We start from the raw sequence: 24580 nt of genomic DNA, 5'->3' as shown, positions 1-24580 counted from the left end.
ATATGGCTCCGAGATATCGAGCACAAAAAAGTCGACTGCAGCAATGCAGTCGACTTTTTATGCGAGCTAATTTAGTCCCTCATGCCTTTAAGGAATGAGATGGTATATCTCTATCTTTTCAATTATGCCATCCTTCACTTCCAGCTCCATAAAGTTGTATTCCATCGGGTCCTGAACAATATACGCTCCATTATTCTCCTTACTTCTGCCATCATTACTTAGAACAAGCTCTGGATATGCGATAAGCGCCTCATCTAACGAGCTGCCGACCTCAATGCCTTTAGTGGTGGGATAACCACTTGCTGTTAATGAGATGGACATTATCCAAAACTGCTCACGGTTTTGCTTAGGCGAGAACAGCTCGAGCTGTAGACCTTCATATATAGTCGTCTTCTGCAATGATCCTGTTAGTGTGTCGCCCTTTACTTCCTGTACATTTGTTGACATCGGCGCACCAAATATCGACTCGAGATCAACTTCATCGTCCAATGCTTTAAGTGGAATGACATGGTCCTCATAAACGATGGCATATTGATGTTCAAGCGGCACCAATTCGCCCTGAGTGGCAGGTGATGGATTTGGCTGATCATTCGTCAGCCCATCATGCTCGCTATCAGTATGATCGTCGGTTGAGTCAACACTCCCACCAATGTTCTGGTCTATGCCCTCAACTGCGATTTGGTCATTGCCCTCACCATTGATCTGTTCATTGCCTGCTCCATCCACTTGCTCCTCATGCTTATTAGATTGGTTTTGTGCCACGTTTCCAGCCGTGTCATTGCCTTTACCAGCGCATGCAGAGCAAGCCATTAGTATGACGAGCATTGATAGGATTGCTATCCAGCTTTTCATGCTCATATCACTCACACTTCCTATCGTTAGATTGTATTGCTTACCTAACGATAGGACGTCACCATATGTTGCTGTTCATAAGCTGTTTTATTAATTTTTTTCGCCTATTAGCATCACTCTAGTTTAGAGATGATGCGCTTCAGCTTGATAGCTTATCGTTTAACTACCTTAGCGATGAGCTGTGTATACATTCGCTTTGCTAATGGCGCGAATGCGGTCAATCTGCTCGCTAGTCAATGCTGGCATATCGGTAGCTGCTATATTCTGCTTTAGCTGCTCCAGCGTTCTAGCCCCAGGAATCGCAACGGCAACTGCTGGATGACTAAGTGAGTATCGAATCGCAAGCTGCGTTAAATTCGGATCAATGTTTTGCAGCTGGCTGCGCAGCTCACGAAGCTCCTCCAGCTCATAGCCTAACACACCTTTTACTGGCTCACGACCAGTTGCTAAAGCACCACTTGCTAACGGCCCGCGTGCAATGACACTAATTTCGGATTTTTGTAGCAGTGGAAGTACCTCCTCCTCTGCTCTACGATCCACGATGCTGTACTGGTTCATGACACTCGCGATAGAGGAACGAGCTACATATTCTCGTATTACATTCGGACGAATGGAGGAAATTCCATATGCTCGAATCACACCTTCTTGCTTGAGCTGCTCGAACGCTTCAATCGCTTCCTCTATGTTATCCTCGATCATTCCGCCATGCAGCTGGTAGAGATCAATATAGTCTGTGCCGAGACGCTGCAAGCTTTGCTTCACTGCACGTAATATGTATTCCTTAGAGGCATCCCACACCCATCCGTCTTGCCCTGGAATGCGTCGATTCCCAACCTTCGTAGCTAGAATCACTTGATCACGCTTGCCTGCAATAGCTTTTCCAACAAGCTCTTCATTACGACCCGCATCATATAAGTCAGCCGTATCAATAAAGTTGACGCCAAGCTCAATTGCTTCATGAATGATACGCGTAGCAGGCGCTTCCTCTGTGCCTAATGACATGCAGCCTAATCCAATCTCGCTCACCATAAGCTCTGAGCGACCTAATTGATTTTTCTTCATACGATCCCCCTCCTGTTCTCCTTTCATTATAACCAACTTATGAATACGAATCACGCCAATCATACCGATTCAGCATGTGGAACGAATCGACTTGTACGATATAAAAAGCGGCTAATCGGACATAACCGACTAGCCGCTTTCTATGAACTTTTATTATGGTCTTTACGATACTTTACAATGGACTTACGATGAATTATTCAATTGGCGTAAGCATCGCTTCAATCTCCGCACGTCTACCTTCCAAAAATGGCGGTAGATCAAGCCTTTGACCTAGCTCCTCTATCGATGTATCTACCGTTAAGCCCGGACCATCCGTTGCTAGCTCGAATACAATTCCATTATGCTCTCGGAAGTACAAGCTTTCAAAATAATATCGATCGGTAATTTTCATGACGTGAAAGCCATTCTCATTAATGCGATCATACCATTGACGCAGCTGCTCGCCATTCTTCACTCGTATCGCCAAATGATGAACGCTGCCTCTCCCAGCTCTCTCCTTCGGCCCTTGCTGCTCGACGATAACAATTTCACCGTATGCTTTTCCTTCTACGGACTGGTAAAGTAGTCCTTGCTCTGTTTCTCCTGCCAAAGCGTAACCGAAGATATGCTCTAACGTATGAGCTAAGCTAGCCGCTGATTCGACCGTCATCTCCACAGCACCCATCCCTAATATTTGGTGCTCCTTAGGAACCGTTGAACCCTCCCATGCCGTCCAGTAATCCGGCACTTCATCGCCACTCACATGCAGCAGCACCAGTCTAAGTCCATCCACATCCTCAACATGCAGTGCAGCACGACCGATATAGGTTGTCAGCTCACCATGGGACACACCATACTTGGAAAATCGCTCTCTCCAATAATGAAGACTTTCCACCGAAGGAACGAATAATCCGATACGCGTAATGGCGTTCGTGCCACGATGTGTTCTGCCGACTGATGGAAGCTCAAAAAACGTTAGCTCTGTCCCTGGACTTCCCGTCATATCACCATAAAATAAGTGATACATGCTAGGATCGTCTTGGTTGACTGTCTTTTTCACTCGCCGCATGCCTAATATTTCATTATAGAAACGATGATTTTGCTGTGCATTTTTTGTAATCATCGAAATGTGATGATGTCCAGCAATTTGAAGCATGCTCATAACCTCCATAAATTATCTTAATATTAAGATAATCACCCAAAAATAATGTCACTTTATTATATACGATTACAGCATGCTGCCCGCTCCAACTATAGAGCAGGCAGCATGCCGATAACCTTTGTATTATTATGCCGCTGGATTGATTTCCAATTCAACTTTAATTTTAATATCCTTACCTACGAGCACACCGCCAGTTTCAAGCGCTGCGTTCCAAGTCAAACCAAACTCTTCACGGTTCAGCTTAGCCTCTGCTTCAAAGCCGTATACTTCAACGCCCCAAGGATTTTTACCTTTGCCACCGTATTCCACTTCAAACGTAATGGATTTCGTTACGCCTTTAATTGTCAAATCGCCAGTTACTTCATAGTCGTCGCCGTCTTTCGTAATGCTTGTTGACTTGAAGTCAATCGTAGGATTGTTCTCTACATCAAAAAAATCAGCGGATTTCAAATGATTATCGCGATCCTCACTGCTTGTATCGATGCTTGCTACATCGAATGAAAAGGCAATCGTTGCTGTCGTTAGATCAGCAAGATCTGCTGCCTCAATATCTGCAGAATATGCATTGAACTTTCCTCTCACCTTAGAAACCATCATATGCTTCACTTCAAAACCTACAGATGAATGCGATTGATCTACTACCCATTTAGCCATTATAAATTCCTCCAATTCGTTATTATCTCTAAATTGAGATATGTGTTTGAAAAAAAATCATCTAGCTCTTCTTGCTCTGATGAAGTAATTAATCTTAAATTTAAGATAAATTTATCATAGATCGAATACACTGTCAACTGTATTTTAAGAATTATTTTCCATTTGGAGCTCACGATAAGCAGCAATCAGGGAATAAACGACAATTAGTATTTGAGCTTTAATATATTTTGTTCAGTTTTGAATGTCGAACTATTGAATAATAATAGTGCATCGTTAATCTGATGCTCCTCCATATAACTGTCGATGCTGCCATTGTAATAACGAATATCGATAACATGCAGCTCCTTGACATGAGAAACGAGGAATGGAAGCACGCTGTGAGCGTAAGAATCTTTAATTATTAAGAGCTTATCTAAATCAACCTGTTTAGCGTTTAGCTCCGTAACAATTTGCATCAACGCATGGACACCGCCTTGAAAATATGAATATTGATCCTTTTTAGTTAAATAAGTAGGATCATATAGCGAATGACTCGTCGTGTTCGTATCCGCAATATATAGCTCTGAGCTGACAGGTTTAACCGGCGTATAGATTTCAATGGAGTCTGGCTTTATCCCGCTAAATAAGCTTCTTGTATGATAGCTTCCAAGAAAGCTATCAGATACGGTTGTTATTGTGAAATCCTCCTCTGTAGCTGCATGCCATCCCTGCTGCTTAGCATAGGCTTCATAAGCTAAATAAGCACCATAGCTAGTCCAATGATGATCGGTTTTATAAAAAATCGGTTTACTGCTGTTTTTCATCGGCTCTAGAAAAGTATAGCCATCAATCCATGTCATATTAGCAGCTACCTGCTCAGCAATAAATTGATGGATGAGCTGCTGTGAGTAGGACTGTGCAAGCCAAGGAAGTTTATTTTGATAGAGCCCGATAGAAGTAGGAGCTAGCAAAAAAGTAATGTTCTTATCGTGATGACGCTTTGCAAACTCATTCACTGCATTCGTATACTGCTCAAGCTTATCATAATCGGGGGCCTCTAATTTTTCAAAGAGATAGCCATCCTTACCGCGGTATATGCCATTGTTCTCTTGCTGCAGCCTAAGCCGCTCTAATATAGATTTACTAACCACCCATTGATCCCGATAAGGAAAATGATCGGTAATGTAAGTCTCGGCATCTTTGGTGAATTGACCCTCGAACAGCTTCATCCAAGTAAATTGCGGAACACCTTGTAATTTTCGATTTTCCAACTCCGAATAATAGCTTTTGGGCAGCAGTATAAACAGAAGGAATAAGCCGCTCAAAATAGTAATAAAGCTCCACGTATACCATTTGCTTATCGTTGATGAATGTGATGACATGATGAGCGGCTCCTCCTTAATACACGATTGTGGCGAATACATTAAAACCTGAAATATAGAAACGGATTAAACGATGCATCGACCAAATAAGCAATCGATACAAGCAGCAAGATGATGTGCCAAATGAACGAGACAGATTGAAATACGAGCGAACGTGAATGTGATGCAATGAGACGGCTCTTACTGAGCGGCATCGATGCCAAGATAAGGATTAACAGCAATATACCGTTTGTATATAGCACGTATAGAAACTGTTCATTCCAAGCTGGCATACTATTCCCACCGAACATAGCTCTGAAGTAGCCGGCCATCTGTGGCATGGATTCAACAGCGAATATAACCCAACCAAGCAGAATGAAAAGTATAGCATAGCCATGACTCACCCAAGCCGGTAAACGATCCAGCATACGCAACATAAACCACTTCTCTAGCATCAAAATAACACCGAAATAAACGCCCCAAATCACAAAGTTCCAGCTTGCTCCATGCCAAGTTCCTGTAAGCACCCATACCATTGCTATGTTCCGTAATTGCTTGAGTCGCCCTTGCCTATTACCTCCAAGTGGAATGTAGACATATTGGCGAAACCATGACCCTAGCGATATATGCCAGCGACGCCAAAACTCGGTTATGCTCCGTGAAATGTAAGGAAAGTTGAAATTCTCATTGAATCGAAAGCCAAGCATTAAACCAAGTCCGATAGCCATATCTGAATAGCCGCTAAAATCAAAATAAATTTGAAAGGCAAAAGCTATAATACCGAGCCATGCCATGAGCATCGAGAGTGATTCAACTGGCTGTGCTGAAATTTGGTTCCAAATGATACCGATATTGTTAGCAAGCAGTACTTTTTTCGCAAGACCAATAATGAAGCGCCTTACGCCTTCAGCAAACATCGCATGACCAACCGTTCGATTCCGCAATTGCTCAGCAATCGTTGAATACTGAACAATTGGGCCTGCAACAAGCTGCGGAAATAGTGAGATATAGGCTGCAAAGTCAATCCAATTACGCTGAGCCTCAACATCTCTTCGATATACATCCATAATGTAAGAAATCGATTGGAATGTATAGAAGGAAATACCGATGGGCAGCGGCAATTCAAGCAATGGAATAGATGTACCCCATGCTGTATTAATATTAACAATTAAAAAATCAGCGTACTTGAAGAAACCAAGCACGCTAATATTCATTGTGACCGATGCAACGACTATAAGCTTTCTTTTCATAGCACCGTACGTTGGACTGCTAAGTAGTAAGCCGAAAACATAATCTCCTATCGTTGCAAAAATCATGAGCACAATGTAGACAGGCTCCCCCCAAGCGTAAAAGACGAGGCTAGCTACTAGTAGTACCACGTTTTTCAGGCGTTTAGGAGAAACATAATAAATGAACAGCAAAATAGGTAAATAGAGAAATAAAAATAATAAGCTGCTAAAGACCATACTGGCCTCCATCTTTTCCTAAATAAAAATTAGAATGGCTCAATTATGAAGCAAAAAAGCTATTGAACTGTTCAACAATATCATCAGCATTTTCAGATATTACGAAAAGCACATAATTGCCTTGTGTAACAATTTTGTAGTTTTTAGCATTTTCATATTGATCCGGCAGATAGGTTTCAAATTGTTTCTGAACATCTGTCGCACGTTGCTTTATGCCTTCTTCAATTGTAGGCATTGAAGCTGCATCTTTAAGCTTAAAAATAGCAATCTCATTCGTTTTTATATTCATCATTGGCATTTTGACGACGAATTGCTCTGCCAAAGCAGGGTCGAAATGATACATATCCTTGATCATCTCAGCATTCATATCTAATTGTGATGGCTCCTCTACAGCTGCAAGAATTGCATCCATCATGTCTGCAGGAGTACTTGAACCGTTGACTTCATTTAGTTCTTCTTCGCTTTCTGTCTGATCGTTGCCAGCATCTTCAGTTGGTTTATTTTGCTCACCAGCCGCATCATTATTCGAGTTATTGTTTGAACCTTGCTCGGTTGGTGGCGTGGATCCAGGCTTTTCCTTGTTGTCATTACCAGCGCAGGCTGTTAGTGCAAGTCCCATAGCGATGACTAATACAAATGCGATTGCTCTTTTTTTCATAGTTGTCATACTCCCTTATCTCATAGTTGTCGTTTCATGTATCACTAACGTATAAAATTTAAATATTGTTGCAAAGATTGTCGAATAATCTTTTGAAATCTGATGATATCGTTAGGTTATATGTTAAAAACCGGAATAATTCTAGAGCTATTATCGCTAAACTTATCCACTTATTTTTTCCGTTAATGCAACCAGGACGGGGACGGCATATTCAGAAGCATGATAATATAAGGTCATATTGAATAAAGGGGTATGAAAGTAATGTCCACTCATCCAAATTGGAAAACAGGTGCTACCGGATACAAATTTATAGCTTCCTTTAGCGGAGGTAAGGATAGTACCCTTGCCTTATATAAAGCAATGAAGACTGGGGAAGCCATGGGGCTTATCGCTATGCTGGAGGAAGAGGGAACACGCTCCAGATCTCATGGCATGCCTCCCGAGCTATTGCAAGCGCAAGCTGATTCTATAGGCTTACCACTACATACCACGGCTTCTAGCTGGCAAGATTACGAAGAAAAATTTATACGCATGCTAGAAACAGCTAAGCTTCAAGGTGCCGAAGTGTTAGTAACGGGAGACTTGGACATGCCTGCTCACGGCTGTTGGCACGATAAAGTAACAAAAATAGCTGGGTTAAAGCTCGCCATGCCTCTATGGGAGATGAATCATCGAGATGCTGTTGAAGAATTTATTCGGCTTGGATTCATCACGATCATTGTCACGGTTAATTTGTCATTAGGTATGAAAGAGGAGGATCTTGGGCGTATACTGACCCTTGATTATGTGGATGAGCTTATTGCACGCGGGATCGACCCATGCGGCGAAGGCGGTGAGTTCCATACGACTGTCGTTGACGGCCCTCTATTCAAACAAAGAATCAACGTAACAAAAGGTGAAATCGTTCGCAACGGGGAGTATGCTTTCTTACCATTAGCAACAGAGGATCTCAAGCGGAGCTAAGAACGTACGGGGCCATTTGCTTCAAATAAAAATCAACGATGGGTTAATGCTATCGCCCATCGTTGATTGGAACAGTTCATGAACCATCACTTATTGATTTGAACATTACTCATTTATTGCATACTCATTTACTCCTCTATCATTAAACGGCGTGTCGTTATCTTTTTTATTCCATAAGAAACAAGGAAGGATATGACATAGGACAACAGGATAAGAGCGATGCAAACGAACAGAATAAGCGGTATGTTTATAATAAATTGCACATTTCGAACCCCTGCACTGGATAGCAGCACGGACAACAATGGATTAGTATATATAGCGCCCAAGCCCCCACCTAACAGCACAGATAGTACAACGACCGGCAAAAAGCTCAATGATATTTGCGACATTAGCTGAAAGGTCGTATATCCTAATGACCTTAGAACGCCTAGCTCTTTTTTACGCTGCAGGATCATTTTCTTAATAACAAGGTACAGAATTAACACAACAACTAGAAAGGTGATCACCAATACGGTAACCATGACCGTAAACACCGCTGAAGTATAGATTTTACTCTGACTTTGGATCGTATCTGTAACATCAATAATATTGGTAATGTCATGTCCAAACTGAGCTTTTAGTTGTTGAATAAAGCTCGTATTATCAATACCTTCTATATACAGGTTTAACAATGTCCCCTCATAATGTGGCAGCACCTGCTTGGCCCCACTCACCGTTATATACGTCATCTGACCGAGATTACTAATGGACTGACTCAAACCTGTAATCAGATAATTGGACTTCAGCTCCCCTGCCTCAACCTCGACCATATCACCGATCGTTTTATTTAGCGCGCTGGCTACAACCCATGACACGGCAATTTCGTTATCATACTTCGGATATCTCCCCTCATAGACCAATTGATTATTCAATTTACTGTAGTCATCGGACATATTCATATAGAACGATTGGCCATCTACCTTCATGCTGGTCATATCCAGTACGGCAACTTTAGTCATATGCTCCATCTGTTCCAAGCTCGTCAAGACTTGCTCATAATCGGCTGCATCTGTAATTTGCAGCATAATATTTGAGGTTTCTGCACCAACAAGATGGATAAAAGCTGTTTTGTCTTTTCCAATATTGTAATAAAGCACAACCGAGAATACGGATGCAAAGGTAATAGCTGTTACGATAACTGAAATCATTATATTTTGCTTCATATTCGTAAGGGTCGTCTTACAGGCTAATAGCAATTGAAGAGGACCTTTCGCTTTATCGAGCGGAAATCTATTTTTCTTGAAGTTATGAGTAATAATTCCCCCTCTTAACGCGACGACAGGAGGTAGTCTGAAAATACGTAGTGAAGACATAACTACCACAAGCATGATTAATAGTAGAATTAGCGCAATGCTAATGAGATTAATGAGTGGTAAAAAACTTTTACTCCATAACAAGCCAGATAGTGTCGTCACAACACTACCGAATACAGGTAGAACGAGATAAGATATAGCTGCTCCTAACACACCTGCACTTAAAGTGATGATGACGAATTGCAGTAAGATCGATAATATGACTTGATAGCTTGTATATCCTAGCGCCTTAAGAACCCCAATATTATTCATGCCTTCTGTAATATGATTGCTTACTCTAAATTGAATGACGATTAATGCGACAGCAATAATAACTAGAGCAAATGCCATAAGAATCATCGTAATGATGTTGATGGTCATAGATCCCACACTCTTTACAATGTCACTATCTAGCGTTGTAAATAACGGAGCTGACGCACTTCTCCCAGGAGGATCTGGAAATTCCCCAGTAAAGTCGTTCAGAAAACCGGTGATCTGTCCACTATCCTGAAGCTTAATTGAATATAGAACGCCATGATCGGCAGTATACTCCTCTAGTTTAATAAATTCTTCCTCTGGCAAATAAAACTTTAAGATTCCGGTATTATGCATCCCCATCATTGCACTTTCAAAAAAACCAGTAATCGTGTAGTGGAATGACTGATCGTCAATATGCAAGGTAAAGGAATCCCCTAGCTGATACCCCGCATTCAGCTTAAAGTCATATGGAACATAAATCCCATTTGTAGCCTCTGGCTCTGATGACTGCTCGACCAGCTTTATTGGAGAAAGCTGTCTATCATGTTCAGCTTGCTGCACAGCTATACCAATGCTCATATCATTCTCACCATAGGAAAACCTTCCTGCGGCCCAAATGACAGTCTCTCTTTCCGAAGCGGCTACTCGAGGGTCTTGCTTAATGTAATCATAGTAGACTTGCTGTTCATCCGAGCGATCAAGTAAAAGGTTAATGTTAGGCTCCTGCAATTGCTCGAATTTGTTATCAAAAAATGTATTCATTTTTATAGCTATCGTTAGGCTGACATTCAGCAAAATGCTTGCTATCATAATCATGAAAAATAAAGATATAATCGAGCTTCTAGAGCCCTTCATATTAGATAGAGCAAGATTCCACAGCTTCATACTACCACCCCATCTCATTGAGAAAAGCTTGGAGCTGGTGCTGTCGTTGTTCAAGGTTGTTATTATAGTAGGAGTCCAGTGATAAGTCTCCACATATAACGCCATCCCGTAAATAGAGCACTCGATTACCACGAAGAGCTGTTTTCAAATCATGTGTAACCATAACAATACTCTGCCCATGTTCATTGAAGCTGCTTAAAATATCTAGCACGGCATCACTTGAAGAAGAGTTAAGCGCGCCAGTCGGCTCATCTGCAAATACGATTTGTGGTCTATTAATGAGTGCACGCACAATCCCCACTCGCTGAGCCTCTCCTCCAGAAAGCTGTGAAGGGAACTTGCCCCAATCCTTTTCTAGCAAGCCTACCTTTAATAGTAGCTCCTTCGCCCTTTTTACAACTTCTTTCTTATCTCTGCTTACCAGCAAACCACTAGCTAGAATGTTATCAAGGACACTCATATGATCCAACAAATTAATATGCTGGAAAATAAACCCACAATGTTTTCTGCGAAATAATGCGAGCTGATCTTGACTCAGCTTGCTTATATTTTGATTGTTCACGATGATGCTTCCAAGCGTTAGCTGATCCATACCGCTTAACGCATAAAGCAGCGTTGATTTCCCAGAGCCTGAAGCGCCCATAATTACGGTGAAATCACCGTTTTGCAGCGTTAGGTCTAGGTTTTTCGACACATGCTGCTGATTGCCACCACTAGAGTAGGTTTTACAAAGCTTTTCCGTTACGATTAAACTGTCAGACATGCTTGCACCTTCCTTTTGTATCGAACATTAATTTATTTATCAAGGTAGCTCTATCATACAAAAGAAGATATTATTGAATCTTTATCTATTCCTTAACTGATTCTTAATTGTTCAACTATTATCGATAACCCGCTAGCTATACCAGCTTAATTTGCAGGACAACCGTAAATCCATCGTTATGATTAAAACAGTAAATATCACCCTGCATTTTGTTCATGAGATATTTTGAAATATATAAGCCCAGCCCCGATCCGTTTTGACCGTCTGCATTACTTCCACGATAAAATTTCCGGAAAATGAGAGGGATTTCCTCCTCTTTCATTCCCTTCCCTTCATCTGTAATAGACAGCTCTAGATATTCATTGACCAGCTTGGCTTGAATAGCTACGCTGCCATCCGAGTACTTATACGCATTGCTAACTACATTATCAATAACCTGCTGCAATCTATTCGTATCGGTTAGAAGCATGCACTCTGGTATATAACCACAGATAATCCGGTTATCATAATTAACCGAATCGATCATACGCGTTAATACGATGCTTAACTCTTCAGATAATGTAACTTGCAGCTCATTCAATTCCTCCAACGTAGCATGAAACATATCCGTAACGAGTAGATTAATTTGCTCAGACTTGGAATAGATCATATTTAACTGTTTCACCGTCTTCTCATCTTCGGCACGAAGCAGCATTAGCTCGCTAATCGCTTTAATCGATGCTACAGGAGTTTTAATGTCATGACTTAAACTTGCGACAAGCTCCTTCTTACTGCGATTCGCTTCATATTCACTAGCTTTTGCAGCTGCCAATTCCTCTCGCATCATATCAAAGCTCTCTGTAAATGCACCAAATGGATTGTTTTTCATCATGTGCAGCGGAATATCGAGATTCCCTCTAGCAATATGCTGAGCAAAATGCTGCAGCTGCTTAAACGGCTTAAATATAACTTGATGGATATAGACGATATAAACCATTAAAAACATAGCAATAACGATAAAAATAATAATAAGTGCAACAACAAGCCTATGCTTAATATCGTTAATAACCGCTTCGTAGTTATTGTGAATGAGCACTTTCCCTACATGTTCTTGCATAATGGAGACATCGATGACGGTACTACGGTTTTTTATTGCTTCATTAATCGAAGAGTCCGCATTCTCATTATTTTGGTAGATGAGCTCACCTTTGTCATTTACAACTGAGAAAAGGAGATCGCTCTCACTATAGTTTCCCGCTTCAATATCTGACCAATGCTGTTCAACCAATTTCACAATTTCATTCACTGCCACTACGTCCACTTGACTGCTCATGTTTGTTCTCTGCAAGAGCAGCATGGTTATCGTAATACTGACAAAAAGCATAGCAGCGCTAATTAGAATTAGCCCTCTCATCCTCATAACGGTTGATCCTCGAGCATATAGCCTGTGCCCCAAATCGTTTTAATGTAGATTGGTTCATTAGGGTTCTCCTCTATTTTTTCACGCAAGTGACGAATATGTACATTCAAAGTTCCATCTCCCGTGATGACGTCTCCCCAAACCTTGCGGAAGAGCTCATCCTTGGAGATGATACGATTTTTATTTTCTACCAAATAACATAGCAGCTTGAATTCCATCGTTTTTAGCGATATCTCTTTGCCCTTTACTCGCACCCGATTTTTATCTCGATCAATATATACGTCACCAAATGCTAACGTTTCAAGCTGCTGCTGACCACCATATCGCTTTAGAACGGCTTTTACTTTTGCGAGCAATATACTAAGCGTATACGGCTTATGGATATAATCATCTCCTCCGATGTTCAACGCAATCAGCACATCATCATCACTCGATCTGGCGCTAATAAATAAAATCGGAATTTGCGTCGTTGCTCTTAGCTTCTTACATAAGTCAAAGCCTGAATCTTGTCCTAGATTAATGTCCAACAGGATAAGCTCTGTATTGTGATGCTCCAGAAACTGCAAGCACTCCTCCGCACTGGTAACATAGTAGGTTTTTACATCAAACATATTAAAGTATTCACTAGTCGTTTCTGCTAGCTCCAACTCGTCATCTACAATTAAGCAATGATAGTTCATGATCAATCTCCATATCCATTATTTAGCTAACCATAGCTCATCTCTAACATATCATATTTCTCGTTTACGATGCTGTTTATTGCATAGATTGTACGATGAGTATCATTTCACCTGATTAATAATCATTAGCTCAGAACTGGTCCTCATTGATTGCAGAGCATTTATTTACATATGACGTTATTGACGATATGAGCAAATGATTGTTTCGGAATCAGATTACCTACTGATATGCTAAATATGTAAATTTTTTGTAAATAAAACAATGATATAAGGAGGTAATGTTAAGCTTCGCTTCTGAGCTGCTTACCCTATGGATTCAATGTCATACCTAATCTAAAAATCAGGAGGGATTTCATTGAAGAAAACTATTAAAAGCGTCACCAGCATCGCTTTAGTGCTCTCACTTGCATTAACACTTATTGCTGCAGCAGCGGTTACGTCTGTACAGGCCGCAAGTCTAACCATCATCAATAGCGGTGGCTGGAATGAAGCTGCATATGTCGAATGGGCTTCTGTAAGCAATGCAGTAGGATATAACGTATATGTAAAAGCCGCCAATGCTTCTGATTCCCAATACCAACAACTCGATAATGAACTCATTCGTAAGTATCCTAATCATTGGAGAGCTGACGCGGTTGGTCTTGCGGCTGGACAATATGTGATGAAGGTGGAAGCTAGACTGTCTGGTGGTTCAACCGCAAGTGCAGTATCGGGTACATTATCTGTAGCCGCCCATGACCGATCTGGATTCGCATTCTCGAGTAATTCCACATACGGTACGGGCTCAGGTGCTTACAATAACAACGGAACACTTAAGCCTGGCGCCCAGGTGCTTTATATTACTTCGGAGACAGCTCGAACAGTTACCCTTAACGTAAAGACAAGCAGCTCTGGACAAATACAAACCGGTATTGGGATTGGAGAAATATTAAAGCTGCGTCAAAAAGGCTATGACACTACTCCGCTTGCCATTAGAGTAATTGGCAAAGTGACGGCAAGTGATATGAGCGGACAGCTGAACAGCAGTGGCTATCTTGAGGTGAAAGGTAAGAACAATTATTCAGAGATGAATATGACGATTGAAGGCATTGGAAATGATGCCTACGCTTATGGCTGGGGATTATTGCTTAGATATGTAGGCAATGTCGAGGTAAGAAATCTCGGCCTTATGATGTTCCCTGACGATGGGATCTCGATGGATACAGGTAACGTTAATGTGTGGGTGCACAATAACGATATTTTCTATGGAGCGGCAGGCGGAGATGCAGATCAGGCAAAAGGTGACGGCTCCACTGATCTGAAAAAAGGATCAACCTACATTACCATCTCCTACAATCACTACTGGGATTCAGGAAAAGCATCGCTTGTCGGGCTCAGTGAGTCCTCTGAATTCTTTGTTACGTTCCATCATAACTGGTTTGATCATTCGGACTCTCGCCATCCACGCATTAGAGTAGCCTCCGTCCATATTTACAATAACTACTTTGATGGTATTTCCAAATACGGCGTTGGAATTACAACAGGTGGGTCTGCTTTTGTAGAATCTAACTACTTTAGAAATGCCAAATACCCAATGATGAGCTCACAGCAAGGAACCGATACATTAGGAGCAGGTACGTTCTCAGGTGAGAACGGTGGCATGATAAAAGCCTACAACAATACCATTGTCGGTGCTACAAGTCTCATCTATGCAAACGCCAATGCGGGAACAGCTCCTGCACACGCCACATCCTTTGATGCCTATCTCGCTTCAACTAGAAATGAAACCGTTCCGAGCTCCTACAAAGCATTGAAGGGCGGAACCGTCTACAACAACTTTGATACAAGTGTCGATCTGGGCGTACAATCCTCCAATATTGATCAAGTAAGCAATGTGGTGCAAGTCGTTACGTCAAAGGCGGGACGCTTGAACAAGGGAGACTTTACGTGGCAGTTTAATAATGCCGTCGACGATACCTCCTATGCCGTTAACGCAGCGCTAATGAATAAAATTATAAACTACACCTCACAGCTTGTTTCTGTAGGCGGTAATTCTAGCCCAGCACAGCCTAGCCCTACTCCTTCAGCTACACCATCACCAACAGCATCTCCGACTCCAACACCGACCTCAACTCCTGCACCGACCACAACTCCTGTGCCTACAGCGGGTCAATATGTTCATAACTTTACGACCGATGGAACGACGAGCAATTTCTTCAATATTCAAGGTAATCTATCGACTAGCAAAGGTACAGTGTCCTATAACGGACTGACCCTTACGCAGTGCTTAAAAATTGAAAGCTCAACCAGCATTACCTTTACGACAACTACTTCCACAACGCTAACGCTAGTGCTTAATTCTGCAGATGGCACGAAAATTAAAGTAGATGGAACAAGTCATACGATATCAGGTGGTATCGTCACCGTATCACTTTCACCTGGTGCTCACACGATTACAAAAGACAGCGTGTCTAATCTCTACTACATGCAGCTAACGTAATCGCTAATAGCAAACTCGTGATATCGGTTATATTAATCGAGTAGGAGGGGGCGGCTAGCCCCCGTCCTCTCACACCACCGTGCATACCGTTCGGTACACGGCGGTTCATGTCATATTCCGCAAGTGATTATATCTGTCCGTTAAACTTCTCAGTCCAAGAGATGACCAATATTGGTTGTCTAGTGACCGATGAAGAATCGGGCTACATGCAATTCTCCAGTATTTCTTCCTCGAATTTCCCCATTCGTGTGCCTTTTGTTTCGAAACGCCTAACGACAGCAGTTTTCTGACCTTTGTCTTCGGCTGCTTCCATTCTTTCCATATACACATTCGAAGCCTTCTTCTTATCCATTCGTCCAACCCTTGGAACACACTTTTCGTATCGGCTAATGCATAATAACCGCACCAACCTGTAAGATATTGATTGAGTTCCTTTATTCGTAGTTCGATCGGGATCGGCTCACTCCGAGAGGTGATCGCTTTAATCTTTGCTTTCACTCGATCTAGTGATGGCTTTGCGATCTTTATTCGCGGATTTTTCTTCTCCCAGCTGAACGTGAACCCTAGAAACTTGCGCTTCCATGGACGGGCAACCGCACTTTTCTCTCGGTTAACCTTCAATTTCAGTTTTCCTTCGATGAATGCAGTAATGGAGCTCATCACTCGTTGTCCTGCCTTCCACGTTTTCACGTAGATGTTGCAGTCGTCGGCATATCTCACGAAACGGAGGTTCCTCTTTTCCAGTTCCTTATCCAGCTCGTCTAGGACGATATTCGATAATAACGGACTAAGTGGACCTCCTTGCGGGGCTCCTTCCGTTGTCGATTGAACGAGACCACCTTCCATTACTCCCGCTTGCAGATAGCCGCGAATAAGTTTCAGCACCATTTTGTCTGTCACTCGTTCCGCCAGCTTTGCCATTAAGCGGTCGTGATGGATTCGGTCGAAGAATTTCTCCATGTCAATGTCTACCACAATGCGGTATCCCTCTTCCATGTAGCTTCGTGCTTTCCTTACCGCATCATGCCCTCGCCGTTGTGGGCGAAATCCATAACTTTGCTCGGAAAACGTTGGGTCAAATACAGGCGTTAATACTTGGATGATTGCTTGCTGAATGAGGCGATCTGTCACCGTAGGTATGCCTAAGAGCCGAGTTCCACCGTTCGGTTTCGGGATTTCGACCCGACGGACTGGGCTCGGTTCATAGGCTCCTTTCTTTATGCTTTCGCGAATGGTTTGCCAATGTTGTACGAGGTGTCTGCGTAAATCTTTTACCGACATGCCATCTACGCCGTGGCTTCCTTTATTCGCTTCGACCCTCGCTAGCGCCGATAGCATGTTTTCTCGTGACAGTACTTCTTCGATCATCCTTAGATACAACTCCCTTGCGTGAATGATTCTTTCTCTTTGTGCCGCTGATGAGCTCTGCCCTTCCGAGTACCCTCGCGTATTCACCGCTACTTTCCTCAGATAAGTCCTTTCGGATTGTCTGCTTTCATCGCCCATCCTCGAACGCCAAGATTCTTCATTCCTATTCCATGTTCGGTCCTTCCGCTAGCTGTTGCAACAGCCTGCGTACTATGACCTCTGCTGACTTCTGTACGTTCAGCTCGCCCTCGTGGGCAAGGTTACGAAGTTCACTTCGCATTCCGCACAGATCTCCCCAGGTAAGAACGCTATCTTCCTCTCCATCTATCTGCTTCATTTACTCTCGTACGCCTTCGGCAGTATGGACTTCAGTTTGTGCAGCAACCTCATCCAACGTACGCTAGCCTTGTATGAAGTTCGTGTCCCTCAGACCGGAGATTTGCCGCTGGCTTCCTTCAGATTCCACCTCGCGATGGACACCCTTGCCTTAAGCTATGGCTACTACTGCCTTCACCATTCGGGACTTGAACCCTAGAGATAGCGCCCATGCTGGGCACACTACAAAAAAAGCGATGAAGTGTTTCTTCATCGCTTTTTGCCCATGATATTAACCAAGGCGATGTACACTGCCGTTATTATTTAGCTCGTCCCTCTCCTCTCATTATGCCACCTCTCGACCTCATTGCCGAAACATTTCTACCCTGCATCCGATATTTCTCACCTTACCCTCACTCTATTAAACGCTTACAATTACAACATATTCATATAAAGGGAGGAAATATTAAATGTTGAAAGCTGCAAAGTTAGGGCTAGTCGGAATACTCATCGTTGTTCTTCTTGCTGCGTGCGGTTCAAACTCAACGAGCGACGGCTCCACCAATAAGTCTACAGAAAAAATTACACTTACCATTTGGAATAACTGGTCCGGACAAGATGCTAAAGCGGTAGCCATGCGCAAAATATTAGAAGACTTTCAAGCTGAAAATCCAAATATTACGCTTGAAATTGAAGCACTGGCAACTGATGGATTGAAAACTAGACTGAGAACAGCTGCTGCTGCTGATGAAATGCCAGATTTATTCGTTATGTGGCCGGGTGCTATGACGAAGGAGTTTGTGCAGGGTGATCTATTGCAGCCTATTAATGAATTTCTAGATCAGAACGCGGAGTGGAAAAACAACTTTATTGAAAATGCATTGGTCGATTTCACGGTCGAGGATAATATCTACTCTGTGCCTATGAATCTCGCACCAAGCTCATTGCTATATTATAACGAGGATCTGTTCAAGCAGTACAACGTAAAGGTTCCTACCACTTGGGATGAGCTGCTACAAGCCGTCGATACCTTTAATGCCAATAACATTATCCCCATTGCTCTAGGCAATAAAGCAAACTGGGTCGCTCAATCTACTACCTTCTCCACGATCGGTGATCGAGTAACTGGGACAGAATGGTTCCTTAAAGCAGTTGATCAGAATGGAGCGAGCTTTACAGACCCAGAATTTATTGAGGCATTGAAGCTATATCAAGAGCTAGGAGAAGCAAAAGCTTATCAGGAAGGCTTCAACAGCATTGATGAAAACCAAATGCTGCAGCTATATACACAAGGAAAAGCGGCTATGGTGATCAACGGTGGCTGGGCAGTAGCTGGACTAGTAAACACTGCTTCCGAGGAGATATTAAACGCAACCAATATTACCATCCTGCCTACAGTCGACGGCGGTAAAGGTGCTGCGAAAACAACAGCTGGCGTTGTTGGGACTGGCCTTGGCGTCAACAAAAAGCTATCTGGTGCTAAAAAGGACGCTGCAATGAAGCTATTCTATGCGCTAGCTGGCCCAGATGGACAAAAAGCTACACTAGAGAGCAGTACACTAATTAGCTACAATCTTGAGCTTGATCCTTCTAAAGCTAACCCTTTATTTATTAAGCTGACAGAGCTCATGAAGGAAACAAAAATTGTTCCTGTCTATGATTCCAAGCTTAGCTCTGCTGCAGTAGAAGCCATCAATAACGGCTTACAGGAGCTGCTGCTTGGCGGAGATCCAGAGGATATTGCGAAACGAATCCAAGCTGCACAAGCTGGAGCTGTTAATTAATCGAAGGATTGGACGTAGCTCTCCATTATGGAGGGCTACTCTTTTAAAGGAGTGAGATCATGAATTCTGCAACCGTCAAACGTTTTATCGCTGTAGCGCTAGCTCCTTCGCTTATTCTATATTCGTTGTTTGTGTTTGTCCCTGTTATATGGTCAGCATATTACAGCCTATTTAACTGGTCAGGGATCGGGCAAGCGGCCTTTATTGGCTTGCAAAACTATAAAGAGCTCCTAAGCGACAGCATATTCTGGCATTCTCTCGGTAACAATGTGATTTTTGTACTCGCCTCTGTTCTTGGGCAAGTCCCTCTCGCCTTGCTGCTGGCGATTATTTTATATAAAAGCAATGCGCTTCAGCGCTTTCTTAGAGCAGCGGTGTTTATGCCAATGGTGCTATCAACGGTCGTCATCGGGCTCATATGGAACTATGTCTATCACCCACAAATCGGCATATTAAACTTTTTATTAGATGCCTTAAATCTAAGCGCATTAAAAATGGAATGGCTATCCGATCCTGACATCGCTATCTTCTCGTTAATTCCACCACTAATATGGAGCTTTGTCGGACTCTATCTCATTATTTTTATTTCTGCACTGCAAAATATTCCAGGGGAGCTTGATGACGCAGCTAAAATAGACGGCGCAAAGGGCTTCACGAAGCTGTTCAAAATTACATTGCCTATGATATGGGGAACCATTCAAGTTGCATTAATCTTGTGTATTGCAGGCAGCTTAAAATCATTCGATCTCGTCTATATCATGACACGTGGAGGTCCTGCACATGCGACTGAGCTACTCGCGACCTATATGTATAATGCTACCTTCTCAACCTTTCGATATGGCTATGGCAGCACCATATCCACAGCGATTGTGATCATTAGCCTATTACTCATCGGTACGAGTCAATGGTTAACAAGCAGAAGAAAATAAAGCAGCTGCAAAGGAGGTTATTATGAGTAAACTTGCGTTTCATTCCCCCTATTCTATGAAAAAAACGTATTCCATTCGTAGAATCGTATCTACGATCGGATGGATATTAATTACTATTTATGGCATTCTTACTATATATCCCTTGTTTTGGCTTATTCTAAGCTCATTTAAATCCAATGCTCAGTTCTTTAGTGAGCCTTTTGCATTGCCTAATCAATGGATGTTCGATAACTTTATTACCGCATGGACAACGTCTAAGATGGGCGTAGCTTTCCGCAACTCGACGCTCGTATCCATCATCACCCTATTGTTTACCTTATTGCTTTCTGGTCTGACCTCTTATGTACTTGCTAGATTTAATTTCAAACTAAAGGGCCTAACGATGCTCTTTTTTGTTGTCGGCATGTTAATTCCGATCCATAGCACGCTGGTCCCCCTTTTTATATTAATGAAGCAGCTATCCATACTTAACTCATACTGGGCGCTTATATTACCTTATACAGCTTTCGCCCTGCCGACAGCAATTTTTATATTAACGGCCTATTTATCTACCATTCCGAAGGAAATAGAAGAAGCAGCTTATATAGATGGTACTAGCTTATGGGGCGTATTCTTCCGAATTATGCTACCGATCTCACTCCCTGCTCTATCGACCGTATCAATCTTAACGTTTCTTCACTCCTGGAATGACTTTTCGTTTGCATTAGTATTTATAAGCAAGTCTACATTAAAAACATTACCACTTGCTGTTTCCAACTTCGCTGATGGCTTTCAGACGGATTATAGTCTAACACTGGCAGCGATGACGCTATCCGTCATACCAACCATTATCGTATTTTTACTATTTCAGGAGCAGGTGATGAAGGGCATGACCGCTGGAGCAGTGAAAGGTTAGATGATGCTTCGATTTGTGGAGGGGATATATTCTTGAAGCGATGGATTGATCAATCTTTACGTCAAAAGCTAACGATACTTATGATATTATCTACGATATTTCCGATTTTGCTACTAGGGATATATTCCTTCTACATCTCACTGCAGGGAAACCGTCAAAACATTGATCAAACAGGCAACGATATATTAAATCAGATGGAAGCGAGTCTCAAGTATCAGCTGCAGGATATTGAGCGAACGTCCATCTTTCTAATTGGCCTGCAAGAAATTCAAGCCTATGCTAACAGCACAAGCCCTACAGGACAACAGCAATCGGTCGTTCTGAGCATACTTACGAATCTCGTCAGCTCTAAGGACCATATCTTTGATATATCGCTATATACAAAGGGCTCACCTGATGTGATATCAACCTCGAGCCTGTACTCCTCCGACCTATCCAATCATCTAGATATCAGCTCCGTGAACAAAAAGGTATGGAGTAATCCTTATGCCGTCGTTAATTATGCAGGAGAGCATCGCATCATTACGTTCGCTCGCCCACTGCGTAGCATTAACAACTACGAGACATTAGGCTGGATCTCTATTAGTGTTAATGAACAGCAGCTCATTGACTCACTCCTCCATTTTCGACTGGACGGTAAGCAAGGTGACATGTACATCCTTAATGAACACAATATCATTATAGCTGCCTCACAAAAAGATAGGCTTACTGAAGCAATGGGCCACTATTATCCATTATTAGTGAAGGACGCTAGAGAAAAAGCTGAGTTTCATAAAGGGGTAAATCGATATAGCTATGAGGGCACTCGCCACGTCATGCTGTACTCCCCTAATTTCTATGAGCAATGGAGTATTATCGGTATGTATCCTCACGATATCTACCGAGCTGAAAGCAGCTCCATTCTAAAATTCGCCATCATTACCGTCGTCATATCGATTATGATTACAGGTTTTTTAATACTATTTACAGTGCGTCATATTACGAATCCACTACGACTGCTTACAAGATTATTGTCCAAGATCAATCCCGACGAGCCGATGCCTGTCTATCATAGCCGCTCTAATGATGAGATAGGTGAGCTGGCCAAGAGCTATAGCAGGCTCAGTAAGCATATTGAGCAATTAAAGAAAAAGGTTGTTCGGATTGAAGTTCGAAAAAAAGAAGCCGATATGCGTGCACTGCAATCCCAGATCAACCCTCACTTTCTATATAACACACTCTCCTCCGTCCAATGGATTGCTTTAATGGAGAACCAATCAAAAATTGCAGATATGATCGGCGCACTAAGTGACTTTCTGCGCTTTAGTCTAAACAAGGGCAATGAATTTTGTAAAATTGAGCATGAAATCGAGCATGTAAAAAACTATGTAACGATACAAAACATCCGATACCCTGATAAATTTGACGTCGATTATATTGTGAATGCTGACGTAACGAATCATTATATGCTCAAGCTATTGCTGCAGCCACTTGTAGAAAATGCGATGATTCACGGCATTCAAAAGCTTACTGGCAAAGGCAGTATTACCGTATGTATTGAGCAAAAGGGTAATCTTATTCACTATATGGTGCTCGATAATGGAGTCGGCATGAGCGCTGAAAGGCTTGAGTTTGTACAGCAAATGCTGCAATCCTCGATGCAGGATGAAAGCTCCGATGAGGTTTACGGCTTACGTAATGTAAACGAACGCCTCATCCTACACTATGGTCCCGATTCACGATTACATATAAAGAGCAGTGCTAACCAAGGAACTCAAATTTATTTCACCACTCCAATTATAGGAGATAAGCCATGATGAAAATTATGATTGTAGATGATGAAGTGATTATTCGTACCGGATTAGCCACCGTAATTAAGTGGGATGAGCTAGGACTAACCTTTTTAGAGCCTGCGGCATCCGCAGAGGAAGCGATGGAACGAATTCCAGTAGAGCAGCCTGATATCTTGTTAACCGATATTCGCATGACTGGAAAAACCGGACTTCAGCTTGCCGAAGAAGCACGAGAGATTTTACCTAGTTTAGATATTATTATTTTGACTGGCTATGATGATTTCAGCTATACCCAGCAGGCGATACGCCAAGGAATCAATGACTACTTACTAAAAACGAGCAGGCCCGATGATATTATCCGAACGGTTCTAAGAGCAAAGCAGCGTCTCGAGGAAAAAAGTCATCAGCATAATCAAGAGCAGCTTGCCCGTCGAAATCATTTACTCGAAAAGTGGATCATTCACGGTGAGCCTATTCAAGAACAGAATGAGCTTGAAGAGCTGCAGCTCTTGAATCCTGACAGTCAGGCGCAACAGATTTTGGGGTATCAAGTGTGGATGATTACAGGCAGCGGCTGGAATGAGTCACCTAAGAAGGAAAAGCTGCTCTCCTTTGCGATTGAAAACATCTGCAGAGAGCTGCTTCAATGTGAAACATTTATTCAACAGGAGCGTGTCATCGTGCTTATGCCTGTTCCTCACATGCAGGATGAACGTGAACGTGAGCTTAAGCTTCGTCGTAACGAGCAAGCTGTCATGAAGATAAAAAGCATGCTGCGTTGCCAGCTCAATGTCACGATTGGGCAGCTTGTTCATGACAAAGTACATTTACACGATTCCTATCAATCCGCCCTGCACATCGAGCCTTATCATCGTCTGATTAACGATTCCATTATTCGATATGACGATATGCTCTTACGAGCAGGTGCCCCTACCACCTGTACAGCAGGCCATGAGCATCAGCTAATTACAATTCTGCTTGAGGATGATCCGCTATCGTTGAAGACATGGGTGAATGATTACATCCAGCAGCATTTAGCGCATCCACAGTTTACACTTGATTCATTAGAAGCTGCGATGCAGCATGTCGTCACGATTGTGAATCAATGGCTAACAAGGGCACAGCAAGCCATCGACAGAGCAAGTCTCTACCCACTTAGCATACTTTTCCGTTATAGCAGAGAGATGGAGCCTTCTGTTTGCTTGTTCCAATATATTCATTCCGTCATGAAAATGTATCATCATCAGCTTGCTAGCTCGACAATATCACATGTTCAAAAAGCGAAAAGCTTTATTGAATCTAATGCTGAGCTAGATCTCAATCTTCAACAGGTAGCGAACCGAATCCATATTCATCCTAGCCATTTGAGTGAGCTGTTCAAGAAAGAAACAGGCATGACCTTTAGCGATTACATTACACAGCAGCGCATGAAGCGTGCAGCTCAGCTATTAAGCACGACGAGATTGAAGGTAGGCGAAATCGCAAACCATGTTGGCTATACCGATGTGAAGTATTTTAGTCAGCTGTTCAAGAAGGATACAGGTATTACTCCAAGTGAGTATAGAGAGATGACGTATCAATAGGAA

At 42.4% G+C, this 24580-nt stretch carries 20 protein-coding genes; 7 read left to right on the top strand and 13 right to left on the bottom strand.

Going from position 1 to position 24580, the window contains the following annotated elements; all coding sequences use genetic code 11:
* Positions 1 to 87: 87 nt before the first annotated feature.
* From NSQ99_RS04930 to NSQ99_RS04900, 7 genes are all read right to left on the bottom strand, one after another.
* Positions 88 to 858: a hypothetical protein gene (locus NSQ99_RS04930; protein WP_340835452.1), complete on the bottom strand. Its 771-nt coding sequence runs from the start codon at positions 856 to 858 to the stop codon at positions 88 to 90.
* Positions 859 to 1020: 162 nt separating this feature from the next.
* Positions 1021 to 1914 (bottom strand): aldo/keto reductase, encoded by an 894-nt coding sequence (locus NSQ99_RS04925; protein ID WP_340835450.1) that lies wholly within the window; start codon positions 1912 to 1914, stop codon positions 1021 to 1023.
* Positions 1915 to 2107: 193 nt separating this feature from the next.
* Positions 2108 to 3049: a ring-cleaving dioxygenase gene (locus tag NSQ99_RS04920; RefSeq protein ID WP_340835448.1), complete on the bottom strand. Its 942-nt coding sequence runs from the start codon at positions 3047 to 3049 to the stop codon at positions 2108 to 2110.
* A 132-nt stretch (positions 3050 to 3181) separates the two neighbouring features.
* Positions 3182 to 3709: a YceI family protein gene (locus tag NSQ99_RS04915; protein WP_251669280.1), complete on the bottom strand. Its 528-nt coding sequence runs from the start codon at positions 3707 to 3709 to the stop codon at positions 3182 to 3184.
* A 203-nt stretch (positions 3710 to 3912) separates the two neighbouring features.
* Positions 3913 to 5070, bottom strand: coding sequence for a DHHW family protein (locus tag NSQ99_RS04910; protein WP_251669281.1), 1158 nt, complete (start codon positions 5068 to 5070; stop codon positions 3913 to 3915).
* Positions 5071 to 5111: 41 nt separating this feature from the next.
* On the bottom strand, positions 5112 to 6515 hold the full coding sequence (locus NSQ99_RS04905) for an MBOAT family O-acyltransferase (RefSeq protein ID WP_340835445.1): 1404 nt from the start codon (positions 6513 to 6515) through the stop codon (positions 5112 to 5114).
* 43 nt (positions 6516 to 6558) lie between these two features.
* A complete protein-coding gene (locus NSQ99_RS04900) occupies positions 6559 to 7173 on the bottom strand; it encodes a DUF4358 domain-containing protein (RefSeq protein ID WP_340835442.1) in 615 nt (204 codons plus the stop codon).
* Between the two features lie 261 nt (positions 7174 to 7434).
* Here NSQ99_RS04900 and NSQ99_RS04895 point away from each other — a divergent pair, with 261 nt between their 5' ends.
* A complete protein-coding gene (locus NSQ99_RS04895) occupies positions 7435 to 8136 on the top strand; it encodes a Dph6-related ATP pyrophosphatase (protein WP_340838731.1) in 702 nt (233 codons plus the stop codon).
* Between the two features lie 128 nt (positions 8137 to 8264).
* Here the strand turns inward: NSQ99_RS04895 and NSQ99_RS04890 are convergent, their stop codons facing one another.
* From NSQ99_RS04890 to NSQ99_RS04875, 4 genes are all read right to left on the bottom strand, one after another.
* Positions 8265 to 10610: an ABC transporter permease gene (locus NSQ99_RS04890; RefSeq protein ID WP_340835439.1), complete on the bottom strand. Its 2346-nt coding sequence runs from the start codon at positions 10608 to 10610 to the stop codon at positions 8265 to 8267.
* Position 10611: 1 nt separating this feature from the next.
* Positions 10612 to 11373: an ABC transporter ATP-binding protein gene (locus tag NSQ99_RS04885; RefSeq protein ID WP_340835436.1), complete on the bottom strand. Its 762-nt coding sequence runs from the start codon at positions 11371 to 11373 to the stop codon at positions 10612 to 10614.
* 136 nt (positions 11374 to 11509) lie between these two features.
* Complete coding sequence (locus tag NSQ99_RS04880; protein WP_340835435.1) at positions 11510 to 12685, bottom strand: HAMP domain-containing sensor histidine kinase; 1176 nt, start codon at positions 12683 to 12685, stop codon at positions 11510 to 11512.
* Between the two features lie 83 nt (positions 12686 to 12768).
* Entirely contained in the window at positions 12769 to 13452 is a 684-nt protein-coding gene (locus tag NSQ99_RS04875; protein ID WP_340835432.1) for a response regulator transcription factor, read from the bottom strand.
* Positions 13453 to 13807: 355 nt separating this feature from the next.
* Between NSQ99_RS04875 and NSQ99_RS04870 the strand changes: the two genes are divergently transcribed.
* Positions 13808 to 15931 (top strand): pectate lyase family protein, encoded by a 2124-nt coding sequence (locus NSQ99_RS04870; RefSeq protein WP_340835429.1) that lies wholly within the window; start codon positions 13808 to 13810, stop codon positions 15929 to 15931.
* A 105-nt stretch (positions 15932 to 16036) separates the two neighbouring features.
* On the opposite strand, the gene ltrA is transcribed toward NSQ99_RS04870, so the two are convergent.
* Both ltrA and NSQ99_RS04860 read right to left on the bottom strand, forming a co-directional pair.
* The gene (ltrA, locus tag NSQ99_RS04865) at positions 16037 to 17299 is read right to left on the bottom strand and encodes a group II intron reverse transcriptase/maturase (RefSeq protein ID WP_340834732.1); all 1263 of its coding nucleotides are present in this window, start codon (positions 17297 to 17299) and stop codon (positions 16037 to 16039) included.
* A gap of 163 nt (positions 17300 to 17462) precedes the next feature.
* Positions 17463 to 17636, bottom strand: a complete 174-nt coding sequence (locus tag NSQ99_RS04860) for a hypothetical protein (RefSeq protein ID WP_251671621.1) — start codon at positions 17634 to 17636, stop codon at positions 17463 to 17465.
* 448 nt (positions 17637 to 18084) lie between these two features.
* On the opposite strand from NSQ99_RS04860, the gene NSQ99_RS04855 reads away from it, so the two are divergent.
* Genes NSQ99_RS04855 through NSQ99_RS04835 form a run of 5 tightly spaced genes read left to right on the top strand, consistent with a single transcriptional unit; the run spans position 18085 to position 24577 of the window.
* Entirely contained in the window at positions 18085 to 19398 is a 1314-nt protein-coding gene (locus tag NSQ99_RS04855) for an extracellular solute-binding protein (RefSeq protein ID WP_340835427.1), read from the top strand.
* A gap of 59 nt (positions 19399 to 19457) precedes the next feature.
* On the top strand, positions 19458 to 20327 hold the full coding sequence (locus tag NSQ99_RS04850; protein WP_251669313.1) for a carbohydrate ABC transporter permease: 870 nt from the start codon (positions 19458 to 19460) through the stop codon (positions 20325 to 20327).
* A 55-nt stretch (positions 20328 to 20382) separates the two neighbouring features.
* Entirely contained in the window at positions 20383 to 21222 is an 840-nt protein-coding gene (locus NSQ99_RS04845) for a carbohydrate ABC transporter permease (protein WP_340838730.1), read from the top strand.
* Positions 21223 to 21254: 32 nt separating this feature from the next.
* Entirely contained in the window at positions 21255 to 23018 is a 1764-nt protein-coding gene (locus tag NSQ99_RS04840) for a sensor histidine kinase (protein WP_340835424.1), read from the top strand.
* On the top strand, positions 23015 to 24577 hold the full coding sequence (locus NSQ99_RS04835; RefSeq protein WP_340835421.1) for a helix-turn-helix domain-containing protein: 1563 nt from the start codon (positions 23015 to 23017) through the stop codon (positions 24575 to 24577). The genes NSQ99_RS04840 and NSQ99_RS04835 overlap by 4 nt, the downstream gene beginning before the upstream one ends.
* The last annotated feature ends 3 nt before the right edge of the window (positions 24578 to 24580 follow it).

Origin of the sequence: Paenibacillus sp. FSL W7-1287 (genome assembly GCF_038004245.1) — a bacterium.
Taxonomy (GTDB): domain Bacteria; phylum Bacillota; class Bacilli; order Paenibacillales; family Paenibacillaceae; genus Pristimantibacillus; species Pristimantibacillus camelliae.
The sequence above is the reverse complement of the archived record's forward strand: the minus strand, read 5'-3'. Positions and strand labels throughout refer to the sequence as shown.

Excerpts from the sequence above, each read along its gene's own strand:
- NSQ99_RS04930 (WP_340835452.1), bottom strand. The coding sequence starts at position 858 with ATGAGCATGAAAAGCTGGATAGCAATCCTATCAATGCTCGTCATACTA.
- NSQ99_RS04925 (WP_340835450.1), bottom strand. The coding sequence starts at position 1,914 with ATGAAGAAAAATCAATTAGGTCGCTCAGAGCTTATGGTGAGCGAGATT.
- NSQ99_RS04920 (WP_340835448.1), bottom strand. The coding sequence starts at position 3,049 with ATGCTTCAAATTGCTGGACATCATCACATTTCGATGATTACAAAAAAT.
- NSQ99_RS04915 (WP_251669280.1), bottom strand. The coding sequence starts at position 3,709 with ATGGCTAAATGGGTAGTAGATCAATCGCATTCATCTGTAGGTTTTGAA.
- NSQ99_RS04910 (WP_251669281.1), bottom strand. The coding sequence starts at position 5,070 with ATGTCATCACATTCATCAACGATAAGCAAATGGTATACGTGGAGCTTT.
- NSQ99_RS04905 (WP_340835445.1), bottom strand. The coding sequence starts at position 6,515 with ATGGTCTTTAGCAGCTTATTATTTTTATTTCTCTATTTACCTATTTTG.
- NSQ99_RS04900 (WP_340835442.1), bottom strand. The coding sequence starts at position 7,173 with ATGAAAAAAAGAGCAATCGCATTTGTATTAGTCATCGCTATGGGACTT.
- NSQ99_RS04895 (WP_340838731.1), top strand. The coding sequence starts at position 7,435 with ATGTCCACTCATCCAAATTGGAAAACAGGTGCTACCGGATACAAATTT.
- NSQ99_RS04890 (WP_340835439.1), bottom strand. The coding sequence starts at position 10,610 with ATGAAGCTGTGGAATCTTGCTCTATCTAATATGAAGGGCTCTAGAAGC.
- NSQ99_RS04885 (WP_340835436.1), bottom strand. The coding sequence starts at position 11,373 with ATGTCTGACAGTTTAATCGTAACGGAAAAGCTTTGTAAAACCTACTCT.
- NSQ99_RS04880 (WP_340835435.1), bottom strand. The coding sequence starts at position 12,685 with ATGAGCAGTCAAGTGGACGTAGTGGCAGTGAATGAAATTGTGAAATTG.
- NSQ99_RS04875 (WP_340835432.1), bottom strand. The coding sequence starts at position 13,452 with ATGAACTATCATTGCTTAATTGTAGATGACGAGTTGGAGCTAGCAGAA.
- ltrA (WP_340834732.1), bottom strand. The coding sequence starts at position 17,299 with ATGATCGAAGAAGTACTGTCACGAGAAAACATGCTATCGGCGCTAGCG.
- NSQ99_RS04860 (WP_251671621.1), bottom strand. The coding sequence starts at position 17,636 with ATGAAGCAGATAGATGGAGAGGAAGATAGCGTTCTTACCTGGGGAGAT.
- NSQ99_RS04855 (WP_340835427.1), top strand. The coding sequence starts at position 18,085 with ATGTTGAAAGCTGCAAAGTTAGGGCTAGTCGGAATACTCATCGTTGTT.
- NSQ99_RS04850 (WP_251669313.1), top strand. The coding sequence starts at position 19,458 with ATGAATTCTGCAACCGTCAAACGTTTTATCGCTGTAGCGCTAGCTCCT.
- NSQ99_RS04845 (WP_340838730.1), top strand. The coding sequence starts at position 20,383 with ATGAAAAAAACGTATTCCATTCGTAGAATCGTATCTACGATCGGATGG.
- NSQ99_RS04835 (WP_340835421.1), top strand. The coding sequence starts at position 23,015 with ATGATGAAAATTATGATTGTAGATGATGAAGTGATTATTCGTACCGGA.